The sequence below is a fragment of the Hymenobacter fastidiosus genome (assembly GCF_039539565.1).
In the GTDB taxonomy this organism is placed as follows: domain Bacteria; phylum Bacteroidota; class Bacteroidia; order Cytophagales; family Hymenobacteraceae; genus Hymenobacter; species Hymenobacter fastidiosus.
In genome coordinates, this window is the sequence record NZ_BAABDJ010000039.1 from 23,854 (window position 1) to 43,403 (window position 19,550).

At 61.2% G+C, this 19,550-nt stretch carries 14 protein-coding genes; 9 read left to right on the top strand and 5 right to left on the bottom strand.

The genetic code is table 11. The features are described from left to right. Nucleotides 1-63 precede the first annotated feature (63 nt). The 4 genes from ABD833_RS17800 to ABD833_RS17815 all read left to right on the top strand — a co-directional run bounded on the left by ABD833_RS17800 (nt 64) and on the right by ABD833_RS17815 (nt 4,415). Nucleotides 64-1,401, top strand: coding sequence for an ABC transporter permease (locus ABD833_RS17800; protein ID WP_345074841.1), 1,338 nt, complete (start codon nt 64-66; stop codon nt 1,399-1,401). Between the two features lie 417 nt (nt 1,402-1,818). Then, on the top strand, nt 1,819-2,703 hold the full coding sequence (locus tag ABD833_RS17805) for a ChaN family lipoprotein (protein ID WP_345074842.1): 885 nt from the start codon (nt 1,819-1,821) through the stop codon (nt 2,701-2,703). A gap of 549 nt (nt 2,704-3,252) precedes the next feature. Beyond that, nucleotides 3,253-3,891, top strand: coding sequence for a hypothetical protein (locus ABD833_RS17810; protein ID WP_345074843.1), 639 nt, complete (start codon nt 3,253-3,255; stop codon nt 3,889-3,891). Nucleotides 3,892-3,950: 59 nt separating this feature from the next. Next, complete coding sequence (locus ABD833_RS17815; RefSeq protein WP_345074844.1) at nt 3,951-4,415, top strand: GNAT family N-acetyltransferase; 465 nt, start codon at nt 3,951-3,953, stop codon at nt 4,413-4,415. Nucleotides 4,416-4,433: 18 nt separating this feature from the next. Here ABD833_RS17815 and ABD833_RS17820 read toward each other — a convergent pair whose 3' ends face one another. Together ABD833_RS17820 and ABD833_RS17825 are read right to left on the bottom strand one after the other, a co-directional pair. After that, nucleotides 4,434-6,878, bottom strand: a complete 2,445-nt coding sequence (locus ABD833_RS17820; protein ID WP_345074845.1) for a TonB-dependent receptor — start codon at nt 6,876-6,878, stop codon at nt 4,434-4,436. 7 nt (nt 6,879-6,885) lie between these two features. After that, nucleotides 6,886-7,833 carry a DUF4249 domain-containing protein gene (locus ABD833_RS17825; RefSeq protein WP_345074846.1) on the bottom strand — a complete coding sequence of 316 codons (948 nt, stop codon included), beginning with the start codon at nt 7,831-7,833 and terminating at the stop codon, nt 6,886-6,888. Between the two features lie 232 nt (nt 7,834-8,065). Here ABD833_RS17825 and ABD833_RS17830 point away from each other — a divergent pair, with 232 nt between their 5' ends. Together ABD833_RS17830 and ABD833_RS17835 are read left to right on the top strand one after the other, a co-directional pair. Next, nucleotides 8,066-10,180, top strand: coding sequence for a glycoside hydrolase family 97 protein (locus tag ABD833_RS17830; RefSeq protein WP_345074848.1), 2,115 nt, complete (start codon nt 8,066-8,068; stop codon nt 10,178-10,180). Between the two features lie 699 nt (nt 10,181-10,879). After that, nucleotides 10,880-11,080: a hypothetical protein gene (locus ABD833_RS17835; protein ID WP_345074850.1), complete on the top strand. Its 201-nt coding sequence runs from the start codon at nt 10,880-10,882 to the stop codon at nt 11,078-11,080. 1 nt (nt 11,081) lies between these two features. Here the strand turns inward: ABD833_RS17835 and ABD833_RS17840 are convergent, their stop codons facing one another. Beyond that, on the bottom strand, nt 11,082-11,435 hold the full coding sequence (locus tag ABD833_RS17840; RefSeq protein WP_345074851.1) for a HesB/IscA family protein: 354 nt from the start codon (nt 11,433-11,435) through the stop codon (nt 11,082-11,084). Nucleotides 11,436-11,587: 152 nt separating this feature from the next. Between ABD833_RS17840 and ABD833_RS17845 the strand changes: the two genes are divergently transcribed. After that, on the top strand, nt 11,588-12,124 hold the full coding sequence (locus ABD833_RS17845) for a DUF7935 family protein (RefSeq protein ID WP_345074852.1): 537 nt from the start codon (nt 11,588-11,590) through the stop codon (nt 12,122-12,124). 124 nt (nt 12,125-12,248) lie between these two features. Here ABD833_RS17845 and bshA read toward each other — a convergent pair whose 3' ends face one another. Both bshA and ABD833_RS17855 read right to left on the bottom strand, forming a co-directional pair. Continuing rightward, nucleotides 12,249-13,385: an N-acetyl-alpha-D-glucosaminyl L-malate synthase BshA gene (gene bshA, locus ABD833_RS17850; protein ID WP_345074853.1), complete on the bottom strand. Its 1,137-nt coding sequence runs from the start codon at nt 13,383-13,385 to the stop codon at nt 12,249-12,251. A gap of 117 nt (nt 13,386-13,502) precedes the next feature. After that, complete coding sequence (locus ABD833_RS17855) at nt 13,503-16,418, bottom strand: serine hydrolase domain-containing protein (RefSeq protein ID WP_345074854.1); 2,916 nt, start codon at nt 16,416-16,418, stop codon at nt 13,503-13,505. Between the two features lie 322 nt (nt 16,419-16,740). On the opposite strand from ABD833_RS17855, the gene mutL reads away from it, so the two are divergent. Both mutL and ABD833_RS17865 read left to right on the top strand, forming a co-directional pair. Further along, the gene (mutL, locus tag ABD833_RS17860) at nt 16,741-18,672 is read left to right on the top strand and encodes a DNA mismatch repair endonuclease MutL (protein ID WP_345074856.1); all 1,932 of its coding nucleotides are present in this window, start codon (nt 16,741-16,743) and stop codon (nt 18,670-18,672) included. An 87-nt stretch (nt 18,673-18,759) separates the two neighbouring features. Next, nucleotides 18,760-19,545 (top strand): rhomboid family intramembrane serine protease, encoded by a 786-nt coding sequence (locus ABD833_RS17865; RefSeq protein WP_345074857.1) that lies wholly within the window; start codon nt 18,760-18,762, stop codon nt 19,543-19,545. Nucleotides 19,546-19,550 lie beyond the last annotated feature (5 nt).

Below are 19,550 nucleotides of genomic sequence, written 5' to 3' on the forward strand. Positions count from 1 at the left end.
GTTCACCCCTCCGTTTTGGCTGCCGGTAGTCGCAGCTCTTACGTCTTCAAGACCTTACTCCTCATGGATAAAATATTCCTCATTTTTCAGCGCGAATACCTGACCCGGGTGCGCAAAAAAAGCTTCGTCATCATGTCGCTCATCGGGCCCCTGCTCACGGTGGCGCTGTTTGCCGTGCCCGTGCTCATTGCCCGCATGTCGGACACCGACAAAACCGTGGCCGTGGCCGACGCCGGCAACCTCTTCGGCGGCCGGATGCCCGAAGCCAAAGACGACATCCGCTTCGTGCCTACCACGGCGGATCTGGCCCAGGCCAAGCGGGCTTTCCGCGAAAGCAAGCACGACGCGCTGCTGTACGTGCCCAGGCAGGACCTGGCCAATCCCGGCGGATTCCAGGTGTTTTCCCGCAAGGGCCTGGGCGTGTCGCTGGAGTCGGATATCCGGCGGACCGTGAATCTGCAGATTGAAAACCAGCGCCTCACCGCCTCGGGTATCGACCGGGCTACGCTCGATAAGCTCAAGGCCAGCGTGGACCTGGAAACCGTGAGCCTCAGCGACGAAGGCGAGAAAAGCTCCAGCACCGGCGTGAGTACCGGCGTGGCCTACCTGTGCGGCTTTCTGATTTACATGTTCATCTTCATCTACGGCGTGCAGGTGATGCGCGGGGTGATGGAGGAAAAAACCAGCCGCATCGTGGAAGTGGTGATTTCCTCGGTGAAGCCCTTCCAGCTGATGATGGGCAAAGTGCTGGGCATTGCGGCCGTGGGCTTCACCCAGCTGGCGCTGTGGGTGCTGCTGTCGGTGGGCATCAGCTCGGTGATGGCGGGCTCGGTGAGCCCCGATAAGATGGTGGAGGCCCGGGTGAACCGCACCACGGCTATGGTCCGCACCGATACGGCCCAGGACAAAGCGGCCAAAAAGGACGGCAACGTGGCCGCCAAAATCACCACCGCGCTGCGCAATGCTGATCTGAACGTGCCCCTTATTGTCGGCTGCTTCCTGTTCTACTTTCTGGGCGGCTACCTGTTCTACGGCGCTTTGTTCGGCGCTATCGGCGCGGCGGCCGACAACGAAACCGATACCCAGCAGTTTATGCTGCCCGTGACCATGCCGCTGGTGCTCACCTTCGTCGTGTCGCAGGCCGTGCTGACGACCAATCCCAACGGCTCGGTGGCGGTCTGGATGTCCATGATTCCCTTCACTTCGCCCATCGCCATGATGATGCGCCTGCCGTTCGGGGGCGTGCCCACCTGGCAGCTGCTCGTGTCGATGGGAATGCTGATCCTGGGCTTCCTGGGTACTATCTGGCTGGCCGGCCGCATCTACCGCGTAGGCATTCTGATGTACGGCAAGAAAGTAAACTACCGCGAGCTGTCGCGCTGGATGTTCTACAAAGGCTAAGTACCCAACAAGAATTAGTTTGACCTATTTGGAACGTCATGCTGAGCTTGTCGAAGCATCTCTAACGAGTCGTTAAACGATTGGTTTAGTGTGCGGTAGAGATGCTTCGACAAGCTCAGCATGACGTTCTTTTTAATGCAAAACGATTTTCGCCACCTACTTAGCCGCCCCGACCCTGCCTTTACGTCCAGGTCGAAGCCATCCGGCCTGAACCACGCAGGAGTCCTTATTCGCTGAGAAGCCCCGTTGCCGGCCGGCGGCGGGGCTTTTTGCTGAAAAGGGCCGGGGTAGTGGAAACGACGGATTGCCGCGTCCCGGCTTCAGCCGCAGAATGCTCGCAATGACAGCCCTTTCTGCGTACTTTGGGTTCGGAGCCGGGGCCGGGACGATCTGCTTCGTCCGGGTTTCCAGCGCGGTATGCCCATCATGACTAAAAAAATCCTGCTTCTTCCGCTGCTGCTGGCGTTGCTTGGCTTCCGCGCCGACGACAAGCCCGCCTACCGCCTGTTTACCGCCGCCGGCAAAGCGGCCCGCTACGAGCAGATGCTCCGGGAGCTGGCCCGCGCCGACGTGGTGTTCTTCGGCGAGCAGCACAACGACCCCATCGGGCACTGGCTGACGCTGCAGCTGACCCAGGACCTGCTGCGCCTCCGGCAGGGCCAGCTGGTGCTGGGGCTGGAAATGTTCGAGCGCGACGTGCAGCCCCTCGTCGACCAGTACACTACCGGCGAGCTGACCGACGAGCAATTTGAAGCGCAGAGCCGCCCCTGGCCCAATTACGCCACCGACTACAAGCCGCTGGTGCAGCTGGCCCGGCAGCAGAAATTCCGGGTAGTCGGCACCAACGTGCCGCGCCGCTACGCGTCGCTGGTGGCCAAAGGCAGTCTGACGGCGCTGGATACGTTGTCGGCGCCGACCAAAGCGTGGCTGGTGCCGCTGCCGCTGACGGTCGATTATGAGCTGCCCGGCTACCGGAATATGGTCAGGATGTTCGGGGGCGACGCGGCCCACGCGGCCGGCGTGCAGAACATCATTCAGGCCCAGGCGCTCAAGGATGCCACGATGGCGCACTTCCTGGCCCAGGCCCGGCCGGCCGGCCACCTGCTGCTCCACCTCAACGGCAGCTACCACTCCGACAACCACGACGGCATCATCGCCTATCTGCGCCAATCAAATCCGGCGCTGCGGGTGCTAACTATTTCCACCGTCATGCAGGAGCAGCTCGGCCAGCTGGCGAAGGACCATCGGCAAAAAGCCGACTTCGTGCTGGTGGTACCGGCCGATATGACCAGAACGTATTAAACCTGCTGTTACGCGGGGGGCTTACTGAAACCGGGTTGGAGGAGTTAGGTGAACTGACCTATTAAATTGGCATACCCGTTCGTTCGGGCTTTGCGTGGCTCTGCGTCCTCTGCGCGAGATTTAACCTAGGCAAGTGTAAGTACCCAACAAGAATTAGTTTGACCTATTTGGAACGTCATGCTGAGCTTGTCGAAGCATCTCTAACGAGTCGTTAAACGATTGGTTTAGTGAGCGGTAGAGATGCTTCGACAAGCTCAGCATGACGTGCTTTTTAATGCAAAACGATTTTCGCCACCTACTTATGCCACATTAGCTTGTCAGTTCAGTTAGAAGTCAGAATATGAGCCGGCTGCCGAGGTAAGGCGCGGCTGCCTTGGCACCCATTTCGTTCCTTGCTGTTTTACCTGCTCCCTCAACTTCTAACTCCTGACTTCCAGCTCCTTACTTCCAACTGCCGGCACCCCGCCTCACCCCGCATAACATCAGTTAAACTTTAACCGCCCGTCATGCTACGCCTGGCCCGGCCTGACAATTCCTTTCTGCCTGCCCATGCTTTCGACCCAGAATTCCACCGCTTTACCCGACGAAATAGCCCTGCAGCGCATCTGTAAGGCGCTGGCCGTGCTCGACGCCATCATCTCGCCGGAGGAAGAATACCGCTACCATACCTACGACGCGCACTGGGGCGAAGGTGAGCAGGTATTTCAGATGAACGACGGCGAAGGCGACCAGCTGCTGGTACTGTTCCGGCCCGAAGGCTGCGTTATTAACGGCTACGCTGATGGCCTCGAGGAGCCCGACAAAACCCGACTCACTCACGGACTGCCGGCCGCTTTTCGCGAATTTATGTTCGGGGAGCCGGTCAGCTCCATCGGCACCACCTTCTGCCTCTGGGCCACCGGCAGCGAGGCCTGGCAGCTCGGTAAAGGAGCCACCGATGAAGACGGCTCCGGTGAGCTGCTCTACATTCTGGATGGCCATCCGCGCACCTACGTGGAGTGGGCGCAGGAGTATTTCGAGGAAGATACCTTTCCCAAGGACGGCCTGCCGGTGGTGGCTGTGGCCCAGCTGTATTACGGCGAAACGCTGACCAAAACCACTGTGCTGTCCCTGGTAAAGCACATTGCCGACTGGGAGCAGCTGCGCCGCGACCTGGACGAAATCGATTACCCCTACGTCTTCGACTAGTTCCGGTGGGCGCGGCCGGTCAGCCGACGACAGTACCTTACCTCAGTTCCACCGCTGTCATGCTCTACCGGGAAGCCCTCGGCGCCGATATTCCGCAGATAATGACCGTGCGGATAGCGGTGCGCGAAAACCAGCTTTCCACTCCTGACCTGGTGGCCCCTCACAACGAGGACTACCTCACCCGGCGCGGCCGGGGCCGGGTGTGCGAGGTAAACGCAACCGTAGTGGGCTTCGCCATTGCCGACTTGCAGGACCACCGCATCTGGGCCCTGTTCGTCCATCCCGACTACGAAGGCCAGGGTATCGGCAAAACCCTGCACGACCTGCTGCTGACCTGGTATTTCCGGCAAACCCAGCATCCCGTCTGGCTCAGTACCGCGCCCGGCACCCGCGCCGAGGAATTCTACCGCCGCCAGGGCTGGCAGGAAACGGGCCGGACGAAGAGCGGGGAAGTGCGGTTTGAGCGGGTGGGGTGGAAAGAAAAGAGGGGTAGGGTAAGCCGCCCGCACGGCGAGACGGTGTAGCCTCAGAATTGGAACGGCTCAGAAGCTGCGCTCGTAGCTGAGAGCCGGCAGGATGGGAAACAGGCTCAGCTGATACAGCCGCCGCTGCCCCCTGGTGTAGTAGCCATCATTCTCGCCCGAGCTGTAGTAGATGTAGTACGGATTATGCCGGCTGTAGGCATTGTAGGCGCCCACCCGCCAGATTCGCTCCCCGTGCCGGACGGCTTTGGTGAAGGTCGCGCCCAGGTCCAGGCGGTGGTAGGCCCGCATCCGGTAGCTGTTTTTGTCCCCGTACACTTCGGCTTCGGGGTAGACGTAGCGGTCGGAGGCATCACCCGAGAGCAGGCCGTAGCTCTGGTCGATGACGTTGTAGTTGCCCTGGGCCAGGGTCAGCGCATTGCCGGTGCCGTAGGTCCACGTCATCGACAGCGTGATATGGGGCCGCACCGTGTAGATGAGCACCACGGAGCCGTCGTGCCGGCGGTCATACTTGTAAGGATACCACTGCCCCTGGTTGAGCTGGTCGAACTGCCGCTCGTTGCGGGCCAGCGTGTAGCCCACCCAGCCCGTCAGGCGACCGGTCTTGCGCTGCACCAGCACCTCCAGGCCCTGCACCCGCCCCTGCCCGCCGGTCACTACTTTGTCCTGCCAGTTCTGCGAGCTGTTGTAGAAGGTAGCTCCCTCCCGAAACTCGATGAGGTCGCGCAGCGACTTGTGAAAGGCTTCGAGGCTGACTTCTACTCCCAGCCCGGTGATGGTATGGGCCACGCCCAGGGCTACCTGCCGCGCCCGCTGCGGGGCCACGCGCCGGGTGGCCGGCACCCACAGGTCCGTGGGCAGGCCGGCCCCGTTGTTCGACAGCAGGTGCAGGTACTGCTGCATGCTCGCATACGAGGCTTTCACGGCGGTGTGCTCCCCCACCAGGTACGTGGCGAGTAATCGGGGCTGCACGCCGCCGAATCCCTGCCCCTCCACCCAATAGCGGATGGCCCGCAGGCCCACGTTGGCCGACAGCCGCGCAGTCAGCCGAATTTCATCTTCGCCGTAAAGCGCCACTTCCTGAGCCCCCACCCGCTGCGCGCCGAAAGTCGTATCCAGGGCCGTGGCGGGGGTGCGGCTGGTGAAGAAGTTGCTGCCGGGGGTAAAGGCGTGCTGCACGGCGGTGGCCCCAAACCGCACCTGGTGGGCCGGCCGGGGGTAGTAGTCAAAGTCCGCTTTCACCAGGATATCCCGCACGCCGGAGGTGAAGCTCGCCCGGCTGTTCTCGCCCAGCTTGCCGGCCGGCGAGAGGTCCTCCAAACGGAAGGTCTGCTCGTTGGCATAGCGGAAGCGAGTGGCGGCGAGCGTCGCGTTGCCGAACAGCTGGGGCGTGAGCTGCCGGTTCCAGCGCAGCGAGGCCAGGGCGTTGCCGTAGCGCAGATTGCTGGCATTCCGGTAGCGCAGCTCGCCCTGCGGGCCGGCGATGGTCTGCGGCTTTTGGGTCAGAAACAGCCGGTCGCCGCCCAGGTAGAGAGCGGCGAAGAGCTGGTCGCGGGGCGTGAGCTGGTGGCTGACCTTGGCGCTGGCATCATAGAAGGAGTACCCCACCACGCTGTTGCCACCGGATGAGAGGGAGCTGGCCACCCGCGAAAACAGATCCAGATTGCCGCGCCGGGCCGACACGAGGAAGGTGGTTTTGCCATTCTTCAGCGGCCCTTCCAGCGAGAAATGGGTGGCCAGCACCCCGATGCCCGCGTTGCCGCTCAGCTTTTGCTGGTTGCCTTCTTTCAGGCGCACATCCAGCACCGACGAGAGCCGGCCGCCGTAGCGGGCCGGGAAGCCGCCCTTGATGAGGCGGATGTCGCTGATGGCATTGGCATCGAAAACGGAGAGAAAGCCGCCGACGTGGCTGACGTAGTAGATGGGCACGTCGTCGAGCAGCGTCAGGTTCTGGTCCGGGGAGCCGCCGCGCACGTACAGGGCCCCGCTGCCCTCGCGGCCGGCCTGCACGCCGGGCATGAGCTGGAACGCCCGCAGCACGTCGGGCTCGCCCAGCAACGCCGGCAGCTTCCGCAGTTGCGCCACCGGAATCTGGAGGGTGCTCATCTCCACCCGGCGTTCCAGCGGCACGTCGGACGCGCCGCTCACCCGTACCTCGCCCAGCTCATTGCTGGCAACCAGGGCAAAGACGTGGGTCGTCGTCCGGCGGCCGGCCAGGACCACAGTGGCCCGCGCGTAGCCCAGGTAGCTGGCCGTCAGGCGCACCGAATCTCGCGCCGGCAGGGTCAGCGAGTAGAAGCCCGCCGCGTTGGTGGTCGTGCCGACCTGGCCCCCGGCCGTGTACACGGCGGCCCCCGGCAGCTTCTCGCCGGTGCGGGCATCCTGCACGGTGCCGCTGAGCGTGACGCGGCCGCCGGGGCTTTGGGCCTGAATGGTAGTCGTTGCGGCCAGCAGCAGGAACGTGATAAAGCCCAGCGGCCCGCGGTAGATGGAGTGGTAGGCCAAGGTCGTATTAGCGTTTGGGCAGGAATCGGACGGTCTGGGCATGGCCCACTACCACGCCGTAGCCGCCCTTCACGTTGGAATACATCCGGGTGGGGTCGCCCAGAAATAGTAGTTGATTCAAATCGCCGCCCGGACCCTTGGTGCCCTGGTTGTAGAAGTGCCGGGTCCAGCTTTTGCGGTACTGGTAGTAGGAGCGACTGACGGACCGTAGCGACACGAACGCCTCGCCCGACAACCGGGGGCCAAAGGGTACGCCGTTAACTGTGCCTGAGCCAGCACTGAAACTCCAGGGCATGAACGAGGCCCGCAGCTCAAACGCCTGGCCGTTGAAAAGCTTGTCCGAAAAAACCAGCGAGCCGGGGCTAAATTCCGCGTCGCCTTCAGCCGCCAGCGCGGCGTTTCCCCGCGCATCCAGCACAAAGTCCTGACTCCGGTAAATCCGGCCCTGGTTACCGTACTGCTGTTGATAAGCACTTATTTCGTAGTAGTTGACTTCATCCGCGGGGTCATCAAAGCGCACGACGATGGTGCCCAGCAATTCGTTGTTGCGGTCCGTGCCCGTGGGGTAAGAATGCCACCCCTCCCGGATAGGCACCGCGGCCGGCACCGTGTCCGTAGCACTGGCGGCCGGGTAGCCGTCGGCCTCGGCCCGCAGCGTATAGGCCACCCCGCTGGCGGGTTTATTTGGGCTGGTGTACATCCCCCGGCCCTGGTTGCGCAGCAGCTCAGCCCCCCGGCCGGGGGCCAGCAGGTACACATTAGCCGAGGATAGCAGGCGAGACGAAGAATCGACCGTGCTGGCGACGCGACTCACCTGCACCCGAAATACGCTATCCGGCGTGAGAACGGAGTTTACCACCAATACCTTCGGCGGAGCCGGCAGATCAACGCTGATTTCGTCGACACAGCCGGATAAAAAGGGTAGTGCAACCAGTATAACACGATATTTCCTCATTCTTTGGCCTTGAAGTATACTTGGGTTTGCTAAACGCAACAACTAGTTTTAACCTTGCCCATAAGGTTGTAAAATTCCGTTTTTCAGCCCGTAGCTGTTTTTGGGTTTAGGGCCTTGCGCTGCTCAGCGGCTGATAAAAAGCAGGTTAACCGGAAACCGGAACGGCGCAACCGAGGCCTGGTCCGCATTGGTTGGAGCGGCGTATCTTTCCTCGAAATCCCCGCGCTTCTCCATGAAAAAAGCCTTCCTGCTGCTCCTCGCAGCCTTTGCCGCCCTCACTGCCCCCGCCCAAACCCTGCATTCCCCCGCCCACAAGCTCACGCTCAGCTTCCGCCTGAGCCCGGCCGGGGAACCCACGTACCAGCTTCAGTACGGCGCGAAATCGGTGGTGCAGGCCAGCCGCCTCGGCGTGCTGCTCCAGGGGCAGCCCGGCTTCGATAAGGGCTTCACCATCGCCCGGATTGATTCCAGCCGGCACGACGACACCTGGACACCGGTGTGGGGCGAGGTGAAAAGCATCCGCAACCACTACCGCGAGCTGGCCGTGACGCTGCAGCAGCCGGCCCCGCAGAACCGGCAGCTGGTCCTGCGCTTCCGCCTGTTCGACGATGGGCTGGGTTTCCGCTACGAGTTTCCGGAGCAGCCCAGCCTGAAGTACTTCACGGTGACGGCCGAGAAAACCGAGTTCAACCTCCCCGCCGACCACCAGGCCTTCTGGATGCGGGGCGACTACGACACCAACGAATACCTTTACTCGACCACCCGGCTGAGTGAGGTAAGTCCGGCCACGGCCAGGCCCACGCCCGAAATTGCCACCCAGACCCCGATTGCGGGCAACGCTGTGCAAACGCCGCTCATGCTCAGGTCCGACGACGGGCTGTACGTGAACATCCACGAGGCGGCGCTGGTCAACTACCCGGCCATGGCCCTGCTCGTGAACGGGGCTATGCACGGCCTCACCAGTCAGCTCTGCCCCGATGCCACGGGCGCCATGGCCCACCTGCAAACCCCCGCCCAGACTCCCTGGCGCACCGTGGTAGTGGCCGATAATGGCCCCGCTATCCTGTCGTCGAAGCTGATTCTGAACCTGAACGAGCCCAGCAAAATGGTTGATACGGGCTGGATCAGGCCGCAGAAATACGTGGGCGTGTGGTGGGAGATGCAGATCAACAAGGGCAGCTGGTCCTACTCCGACGTGAACAACATCAAGCTGGCCGACACCGATTTCGCCACGCTCAAGCCCCACGGCCGCCACGCCGCCAACACCGCCAACGTGAAGCGCTACATCGACTTCGCCGCCCGCAACGGCTTGCCGGGCGTGCTGGTCGAAGGCTGGAACGTGGGCTGGGAAGACTGGTTCGGCAACTGGAAAGAGGAGGTCTTCGACTTCGTGACGCCCTACCCGGACTTCGCCGTGAACGAGCTGCAAACTTACGCCAGCGGCAAGAACGTGAAGCTCATCATGCACCACGAAAACAGCGGCTCCGTCACCAACTACGAGCGGCGGATGGATAGCGCCTACCGCTTCATGAAGGAGCATAACTACGACGCCGTGAAAACCGGCTACGTGGGCCGCATCATCCCCCGCGGGGAGCACCACGACGGCCAGTGGATGGTGAACCACTACGTGCGCGTGGCCCAGAAAACCGCCGAAAACCGCATTATGGTGGATATGCACGAGCCCGTGCGCCCGACGGGTCTGCACCGCACCTACCCCAACTGGCTGGCCAACGAAGCGGCCCGGGGCAACGAGTTCAACGCCTGGAGCAGCGGCAACCCGCCCGAGCACGAAACTATTCTGCCCTTCACCCGGCTGATGGGCGGCCCCATGGACTATACGCCCGGCATCTTCCAGATCAAGCTCGATGAATACGCCCCGCAGAACAAGGGCAAGCAGGTGCACACCACCCTGGCCAAGCAGCTGGCCCTGTACGTGACGCTGTACAGCCCTTTGCAAATGGCCGCCGACCTCCCCGAAAACTACGAGAAGCACCCCGACGCCTTCCAGTTCATCCGCGACGTGCCCGTGGACTGGGACGACACCCGCATCCTGCTGGCTGAGCCGGGCGACTTTATCACTACCGCCCGCAAAGCGAAAGGCAAAGATGAGTGGTACCTGGGCAGCATCACCGACGAAAACGCCCGTCAGCAGCAGGTCCGGCTCGATTTCCTGACGCCCGGTCAGCAATACGAAGCCACCATCTACGCCGACGGCAAAGGAGCTTCCTGGGATAAGAACCCCATGGCCTACCAGATCCGCAAGCAGAAGGTGACCAGCAAGTCGGTACTGAAGCTGCAACTGGCGGCCGGTGGCGGGGTGGCGGTGAGCTTTAAGCCGGGGAAGTAAACCGACTCAGGTGGGATGGGGACATTCCCCGACTTTCCGGTCTGCACTGAAATATACCTGTCGCAGTCAGGGCGCTCCGAACTGAACGTAAGCTCAAGCAATGTGCTGTTTAAGATCGGGCAAGATGCTGTGGGCCTTCACACCGTGGGACACGATGTAGTAATACGGCGTATGCGTCCACCCTTGGAGTGGCTGCCCCAGCACATGAGCGTTGAAACCATAACGGCAGGGCAGCTCTACATTACTACAGCGGGTTCATGACTGGTGTACGCTCCGGTCCGGCGGCTTTTTCAGCCGCCGGACCGGAGCCAATGACCGGTCCACCAATTCCGAAACCGCTATAAGCGTAATTCCAGCGGGGAGCAGCTGGTGGTCAGCATGAAATTGCTGCCGGGGCTGATACTGGCGTGAATCTAATTGCTGTGGAGTCTGAGAATGGGATTCGCCAACTGCGCCTGGGCACGGAAGACAAAGACGCAATGGCCCAACGAGCCAGTAGTAATGACTGGATGCCACAGCGCCCAGAGGCAGTTTCGAGGAATTATACCCTACAGGTAACCACTATCGTTGCCGACGGCCTCCAGGCCATGATTCCTCCGCTGGAATATGGCGAACGGTTTTATTGCCACTACATCATAGCGGAAAATCCACGGTGCAAATCAGCGGACTACCCGGAGGAGCCGGATATTTCGACCTGGTATGCTGTGGAACAGACCAAAAGCCGACTGGAACGAGCTTGGCAAGAAGACGCAAAAAATCCCCGCCCATAAGGCCGGGGATTTTTGTGGGTTCTTACTCGTCAAGGAAACCGGCGGTAAATATCCTGCCCGTGTAATCAGCAGGGAATCCATCGGCGGAGGAAAAGCTGGGGAATCAGCGCAAAATCAGCGGCATCCGTAATTTACGCCGAAAACGAGGTGCCGCAGCCGCAGGTGCTCTTGGCCTGGGGGTTGTTGAAGACGAAGCCGCGGGCATTCAGGCCATCCTGGAAGTCGACTTCCATGCCCAGCACGTACATGGCGTGCTTCTTATCCATGATGAGCTTCAGGCCGTCGAGGTCGTAGATTTCATCGTTGTCCTTGGCTTTGTCGAAGCCGAGCAGGTAGCTCATGCCCGAGCAGCCGCCGCCCTGCACGCCGATGCGCAGGCCGTATTCGGTCGGTACTTTCTTGTCCTCGATGATATTCCGAACCTCAACCAAGGCCCCCGGCGTGAGGGTGATGGGAGCAATTTTAGTTGACACGGCGGTGGTCATAGGGCGTTCTGCGTTAAAAGAGTAGGGGCAAAGATACGAAGCCCGGAGCATACCCCATCGGCCCCGACGCGTATAGAACACCCCGGGCCGGCGTCGGGTTCACCAAAATATTTGCCGACCTTGCCGCCGCCTAAAAGCCCTTTTCAGCCCGCATGGATACTACTGCGTACGTTTTCGATCTGCTCAAAATTATTCTGCCCGCCCTCATCGTGGCGGGTTCCATTTTCTACCTCATCCAGCAGTATCTGGAAAAGGAGCAGCAGCGCCGCCTGATTGAGATGCGTATGCAAACGTCCAGGGAAACCCTGCCATTGCGGCTGCAGGCCTACGAGCGGGTGACGCTGCTGCTCGAGCGCATCACGCCCAACAACCTGCTCGTGCGCCTGAGCAGTTCCGGCCAGACGGCCGCCGAGTACCACCGCCTGCTGGTGACCGAAATTCGGGCCGAGTTCGAGCACAACCTCAGCCAGCAGCTCTACATGAGCCCCGACGTGTGGGACCAGATCCGGCAGGCCAAGGAAACCATCCTGACGATGGTGAACAAAGCCTACCAGACCCTGCCCGCGCCCCAGCAGGCCCGCGGCACCGACCTGGCCAAGCGCATCCTGGAAACTCTCATTGCCGACGAAGTAGACCCGACCGCCCAGGCCCTGAACTCCGTGAAACGCGAAGTAACGGGCCTGTTTTAGGGTGGTTATTGGTTTTTGGTTATTTGTTTTTGGTTTTTAGCGGCCCACGACTTTCCGCCACCCAGCCTTAAAAAGGCCGGGTTTCGTTTGACCAAAAACCAAAAACCAACCACCAAAAACCAACCTAGGCCGTGGCCAGGACGGCGTCGATGGCGCGCTGGTAGCAGGCTTCGTAGAGGGGCAGGATTTTGTCAATCTCGAACTGCTCGGCCCGCGCCAGGGCGGCAGCTTTGAAGCGGGGCAGGTTGTCCTCTTCGAGAATGTAGAGGGCGTTCTTCACCATGTCGGCCACGTCGCCGATTTCGCTGAGCATGCCCGTCACGCCGTGCAGGTTCAGCTCGGGAATGCCGCCGGCGTTGGTGCTGATAACTGGCACTTCGCAGGCCATGGCTTCGAGAGCGGCCAGGCCGAAGCTTTCCTTCTCGGAAGGCATCAGAAACAGGTCGGCGATGCTGAGGACTTCCTCCACGGCTTCGAGCTTGCCCAGGAAGCGGACATCATCGCACAGCCCGAGCTCCCGGCAGAGCTTCTCAATGCGCGGCCGGTCGGGGCCGTCGCCGACGAGCAGGAGCTTGGCGGGAATCTGCTGGCGCACCCCGGCGAAGATGTGCACCACGTCGTCGACGCGCTTCACGGAGCGGAAGTTGGAGGTATGCACCAGCAGCTTTTCGCCTTCCGGGGCAATGGCGGCCTTAAAGTGGCCCTTGTTCTGCTTCTTGAAGCGCGCCAGGTTGATGAAGTTCGGAATAACTTCAATATCCTTCTCGATGGCGAAGTACTCGTAGGTGGCCTTGCGCAGGTCCGCCGACACGGCCGTTACGCCGTCGCTCTGGTTGATGCTGAACGTGACGACCGGCTCGTAGCTGGCATCCTTGCCGACGAGCGTGATATCGGTGCCGTGCAGGGTGGTGATGACCGGAATGGAAATGCCCTTGGTGCGCAGAATCTGCTTGGCCATGTAGGCCGCCGAAGCGTGGGGAATGGCATAGTGTACGTGCAGCACGTCGAGCTTTTCGTTCTGGGCGATGTCGACCATCTTCGAGGCCAGCGCCAGCTCGTAGGGCGGAAACTGAAACAGCGGATACGGCGGAATATAGACCTCGTGGTAGAATAGGTTCTCGTTGAAAAAATCGAGGCGCACGGGCTGGCTGTAGGTGATAAAGTGCACCCGGTGACCTTTCAGGGCCAGGGCTTTGCCCAGCTCCGTGGCCACCACGCCGGAGCCGCCAAAAGTAGGGTAACAGACAATTCCGATGTTCATGGCAGTGGGGTGGGCGGGGGGCACGGGGAGAGAAAACAAAAATTGGCGGTGAGTCATCTGCTACAGATGCCTCACCGCCAATTGCAGGTCAGGAGAAATGGAAAGTCGGACAACAGATCATGACTTGACCAAGGACTTGTAAATAACGTCGTGGATGCGCGTCCGGATGTTATACTGGCGCAATTTGTTGTTGCCGCCGTCGGGATACACCCGATTGGAAAGAAAGATGTAGAGGATTTTGTTTTCCGGGTCCATCCACACGCAGGTGCCGGTGAAGCCCGTATGGCCAAACGTACTTTCCGGCGACAGGTTCGACGTGGGGCCTTCCGGCTTCTCGGGGTTGCCGTGGTCCCAGCCCAGGCCGCGGCGGTTGCCCGCTACCTGGGGCCGGGCAAATTCCGTCACCACCGGCGACTGAAAGTAGCGCTGCCCGCCGTAGCGGCCGTTCTGCATATTCATCTGCATCAGAATAGCGAGGTCATTAGCATTGGCAAAGAGTCCGGCGTGGCCGGCCACCCCGCCGGTCAGGGCCGCCGTCTGGTCGTGTACGGTGCCCTGGAGCTGGGTTTTGCGGTAGTACGTGTCGTTTTCGGTGGGCGCGATGCAGGCTTTGGGGAAACGCTCCAGCGGGTTATAGGTCATGGAGGCCAGGCCCAGCGGCGCGTAGAACGTCTTCTGCAGAAACGCATCGATGGGCTGATTGAGCAGCTTCTCGCTCACCCGTTTCAGAATCATAAAGCTCAGGTCGCTGTATTCTACCGGGTACTTGCCCTTGATTTTGGGCAGCAGGCCGGAGCGTACTATCCAGGTCCAGACGGAGTCGTTCACGGCCCTGGTGCTAAAGGTGCCGGGCGCGACTTCGTTGGGAAAATCGTCGGAGCGGGTGCTGGCGTAGAAGGTAGGCTTAAGCCCGGCCTTGTTTACGGTCCGCTCCCAGGTGGGAATGCCGGGCTTGAGGCCGCCCTGGTGCAGCAGCAGGTCGCGCATGGTCATGTCCTTCTTGTTGGACGTGCGCAGCTCGGGCAGGTAATCGGCCACCTTGGCATCGAGGCTGAGCTTGCCCTGGTCCTTGAGGTACATGATGGTTTGCAGCGTGCCCGCTACTTTCGTCACCGACGCCAGATCGTAGAGCGTGCTGCTTTCCACGGGGTGAGCCTTATCGTAGGTGCTGTAGCCGTAGCTTTTGTCGAACACCACGGCCCCATTCTTGGCTACCAGCACCTGACAGCCCGGGGCAGCCGCGTAGGCCACCGACTCGAGGGCAATATTGTCGATCTGGGCCAGCACTTTAGAATCGAGTCCTTCGCTTTCCGGAGCAGCATAGCGCAGGCGATGGAAGTCCGGCGTCGGAAGTCCAACCCCGGCCTTCAGCGTCGGCGACACCGTGACGGGCAATTGGCCTTTGGCCGGCAGGGCCCCAAACAACACCTGCGGCATTACCAGCTGGGAAGGATAATTGTCTTCGTAGCCGCACACCAGAGTGCGGGCGTCTTCCAGATACTTCAGCGCGTAGGCGTTGCCCATGGCAACCACCACGGTTTTGAGGCGGGGGTTAGCCTGCAGCTGCCTGATGAATTTGAGCGCGCCGTCGCCGATGCCATAGTTGTGGGTCGGCGTGTTGTTCATCCCGTGCAGGCTCACCACCACCACATTGTAGGGCGCCAGGCGGCTCTGCAGCCGTTCGAAGGTAGAATCAGGGGCGTACCGGTTCGCTACCGAATACACGGGGCCACTCTGATACTTGTTCATGATGGTGGCGTAGGTGCTGCCGGCACCCGTGCCTATCGTAACCGAAGCAATACGCAGGGTATCGAGCCGATGGAAGGGCAGCAGGTCATCCCCATTCTTTACCACCGTCACGGCGTGCTCATAAATCTGCTGCTGCACCTTACGGCTCAGCGGGCGGTTCAGGTTGTCGACCAGATTGGGCACGTCGACGGGCTGGTACCGGTTCAGGCCGGCCCAGTACTTGGCCCGCAGAATCTTGCGGACCCGTGCGTCGATGTCTTCCTGAGTGATTTTGCCGGCCGCGACAGCTTCCCGGACGCGCTGCAAGCCCAGGGGTACGTCTTCCGAAAACAGCAGCACGTCGTTGCCCGCAATCAGGGCCAGGGCATCCAGCTCGCCGGGCTTATAGAGGTTTGCTACGCTCTTCATATTCAGCGCGTCGGTGAACACCAGGCCCTGGTAGCTCATCTTCTCCTTCAGCAGCCCCGTCACCAGACTCCTGGAAAGGGTAGTTGTCTGGGTCTTGATGGTATCGAAGAGGGGCATGTAGAGGTGAGCCACCATCACGCCCATCACGCCGGCCTCAAACGATTTCTGAAATGGGTAGAGGTCCACGTTGGTCAGGCGGGCCATGTCGGTGTTCACTACCGGCAGGGCCACGTGCGAGTCCACGTCGGTGTCGCCGTGGCCGGGAAAGTGCTTGGCTACGGCCACAATGCCATGATCCTGCAGGCCCCGGATATACGCTACCCCACGCTTGGAAACCTGCTCCTTGTTCTCGCCAAACGAGCGGTTGCCGATAACCGGGTTGTCGGGGTTCGAGTTGACGTCGATAACCGGGGAGAAGCTGACGTGGACGCCGAGCGTTTTAAGCTTAAGGGCAATTTCACGGCCCATCTGGTACACGTACTGGTCGTCGTCCATGGCCCCCAGCGTCATCTGCTTGGCGAAGTGCATGCTGGAGTCGAGGCGCATGTCGAGGCCCCATTCGGCATCCATAGCAATCAGCAGCGGTACTTTGGCTATCGCCTGGTACCGATTGGTCAGCGCCGCCTGCCGCTTGGGGCCGCCCTGCAGAAACATCAGCCCGCCCACGTTGTAGGTGCGCACCAACTCGTCGATGCGCTGGGCGTGTTTTTTATCCTTGTTGGAATACGCGGCCACCATGAACAGCTGCCCCAGGCGCTGGTCCGGAGTCAGGGAAGTGAACACGCTGTCGACCCAGGTCTGCTCGGCGGCCGACATCGGCCGGGCGCCCAGGTTTCGGGGGGCCGCCGACGTGATGATCAGACCCGTAACGGCCAAAAGAAGCAGTAAAAGTCTAATCCGGATATCCTTGAGCATCGGCTCCCGTGGTAGGGTCTTAAAGTTGAATCAGAGCGGAAATAGCCCTACTTTTGTGTTCCTTGGAAAGGTAGTTCAGCGAGCGTGGCAACCAGTTTTTCTGACCTCCAGCACCTTGCTTTCTGCTCTCCTAACGCACCGGATTGGAAAATAGTCCGCCTCCGGACACACTAAAGTTGGCCGCAAACTTACGGATAAATTCCCGACGCGGTGCGCCGATTGGCAGCGGGTGGTCGATTTTGCCGGGGCTAACTTCTTCATACTCAACTTCAGTTCGTAGCCGATGGCGGATGTGATTCAGTTGCTTCCCGAGTACCTTGCCAATCAGATTGCGGCGGGTGAAGTGGTGCAGCGCCCGGCGTCGGTGGTGAAGGAGCTCCTCGAAAATGCCGTCGATGCCGGGGCCACCCAGGTGCAGCTGATTGTGAAGGATGCCGGCAAACAGCTCGTCCAGATTGTCGACAACGGTTCGGGCATGAGCCCCACCGATGCCCGCATGAGTCTGGAGCGACACGCTACCAGCAAGATTCGTTCCACCGAGGATTTGTTCCGCATCCGCACCCTGGGTTTTCGGGGTGAAGCCCTGGCTTCCATTGCCGCCGTAGCCCAGGTGGAGCTCCGCACCAAGAAGCGCGACCAGGACACCGGCACCCTGCTGCTCATCGAAGGCTCCCAGGTAACGAGCCAGCAGCCCGTCGCCTGTCCCGACGGGACCAGTATCGCGGTCAAGAACCTGTTCTACAACGTGCCGGCCCGGCGCAATTTCCTCAAGACCAATGCCGTGGAGATGCGCCACATCCTGGACGAGTTCCAGCACGTGGCCTTGTCCAACCCGCAGATTACGTTTTCGCTCTACCAGAACGACCTGGAGGTATTCAACCTGCCGGCCGGCCGCCTCAGCCAGCGTATCGTAGCCCTGCTGGGCAATGGCTATAAGGAGCAGCTGGCGGCCTGCGAGGAAGTAACCCCGTTTCTCACCGTGAAGGGCTTTATCGGCAAGCCGGAGGCGGCGAAGAAAAGCCGGGGCGACCAGTTTTTCTTCGTCAACAACCGCTTTATCCGCTCGGCTTACCTCAACCACGCCGTGCTGGCCGCCTACGAAGGGCTGCTGCCCCGCGACACCTTCCCGTTCTACGTGCTGTTTCTGGAGCTGGACCCCAAGGCCATCGACATCAACGTGCACCCGACGAAGACGGAAATCAAGTTTGAGGACGAGAAAACCGTGTATGCCATTGTGCGGGCCGCCGTGAAGCAGTCGTTGGGGATTCACAACATGGCCCCGTCGCTGGATTTTGAGGGCGACGTGAACTTCGCGCCCATTCAGCCCCTGCGCTCCTCGGCCGGGGCCAATTCGTTTGCCGACGACTTCCGGCCCGATGCCCTGGCTTCGGCCGCGGCCCGGGCCGCGGCTCCCGGGTCCCGCGAGGATCAGCATCTGCGCACCGCTTCGTCCGGCACGGCTCCGGCCCGCCCTACCGAGCAGGCCAAGCGGGATCTGGAAGACTTCTACCGTTCCCTGGGGCAGACGGTAGCGCCCGATCTGCCGGCCGCGCCGCCCACGATGCCGGAATTCGGCGCGGAAAAGAACCCGGCCCCGGCCAGTGCGGCCCCGGAGCTGCCGCTGCGCGAAGCCACCAACGGGCCGGGCAGCCGCGTGATTCAGGTGAACCAGCAGTATCTGCTGGTGCCGGTGAAGTCGGGCGTGATGCTCATTGATCAGGCCGCGGCGCGGGAGCGGATTCTCTACGAGCAGTACGTGCTCGGGCTGGAGCGCGAAAGTGCCGGCTCCCAGACCCTGCTGTTTCCGCGCACCGTCACCTTCACGCCCCAGGACTTTGCCATTCTGCGCGAGGTATCCGACGATCTGCACGCCCTGGGCTTCCGCTTCGCCGAGTTCGGCCCCAACACCATTGCCGTGGAAGGGCTGCCCGCCGACGTGCCCAACCGCGCCGAGAAGGAGCTGCTGGAAGGACTCATCGAGCAGTTTCGTACCCATGCCGGCCCGGTGCGCCTCGACCGGCGCGAGAAAGTGGCCCGCGCCCTGGCCCGCCGCGTGGCTACCAGCAGCGACAACGCCCGGCTCTCCGACAAGGAAATGGCGGCGCTCGTCGACCGGCTCTTTGCCTGTACCGTGCCCAGCTACACCCCCGATGGCCGCCGTACGCTGGTGCTGCTGGAGCTGAGCCAGCTCCAGGAATTTTTCCGCAAACCTTAGCCGAAACACTCAGTTTGCGTACTGTCGGTGGCCGCTTCGGTCCGCATCCTCTTTCCGCGAATTTGCTTTCGCGTTACTTTGCCTTCCATGTTCAACTTAACCCCAACGGTACGCACGCTGCTTTTTATCAACATCGGCGTCTTCCTGTTGCAGACTCAGCTGACCAGCCGGATGAATTTTCTGGCGCTCTATTCCGTAGAGTCCGCCTACTTTCAGCCCTGGCAGTTTGTGACCTACATGTTTATGCACGGCGGCTTCATGCACCTGCTCTCCAATATGTTCGGCCTGATTTCCTTCGGCCCGCTGCTGGAGCAGCGCTGGGGCGGCAACCGCTTTCTGACCTTCTGGCTGATTTGCGGAATCGGGGCCGGCGTGCTGTATTCGGGGGTGCGGTATTTTGAAATAAATAAAATGCGGCAGGACCTGGAAATCTTCCGGCAGGATCCGACCGACGTCCACCTCCAGGATTTCGTGGAGCACAACATGAAGGAGTATGAGGAGAGCTTCCAGCCGGTAATCCGGCAGCTGCACGCCACGCCCGGTGACCAGCAGCTTATTCAGGGCGCCCTGGCTTCGTTGCAGCAGATGTACAACAGCGGTCTGAACTCGCCGATGCTGGGCGCGTCGGGGGCGCTGTTCGGTATCCTGTTCGCCTTCGCCTACCTGTTTCCCAACACCGAGCTGATGCTCCTGTTTTTCCCGTTTCCCATCAAGGCCAAGTACTTTGTGGCGCTTTACGCGTTGTATGAGCTCTACAATGGCGTCCACCGGACACCCGGCGACAATGTGGCGCACTTCGCCCATTTGGGCGGAATGTTGATTGGGTTTGTTCTGTTGAAAATCTGGGAGCGGGGCCGCACCCGCTTCTACTGATCTGC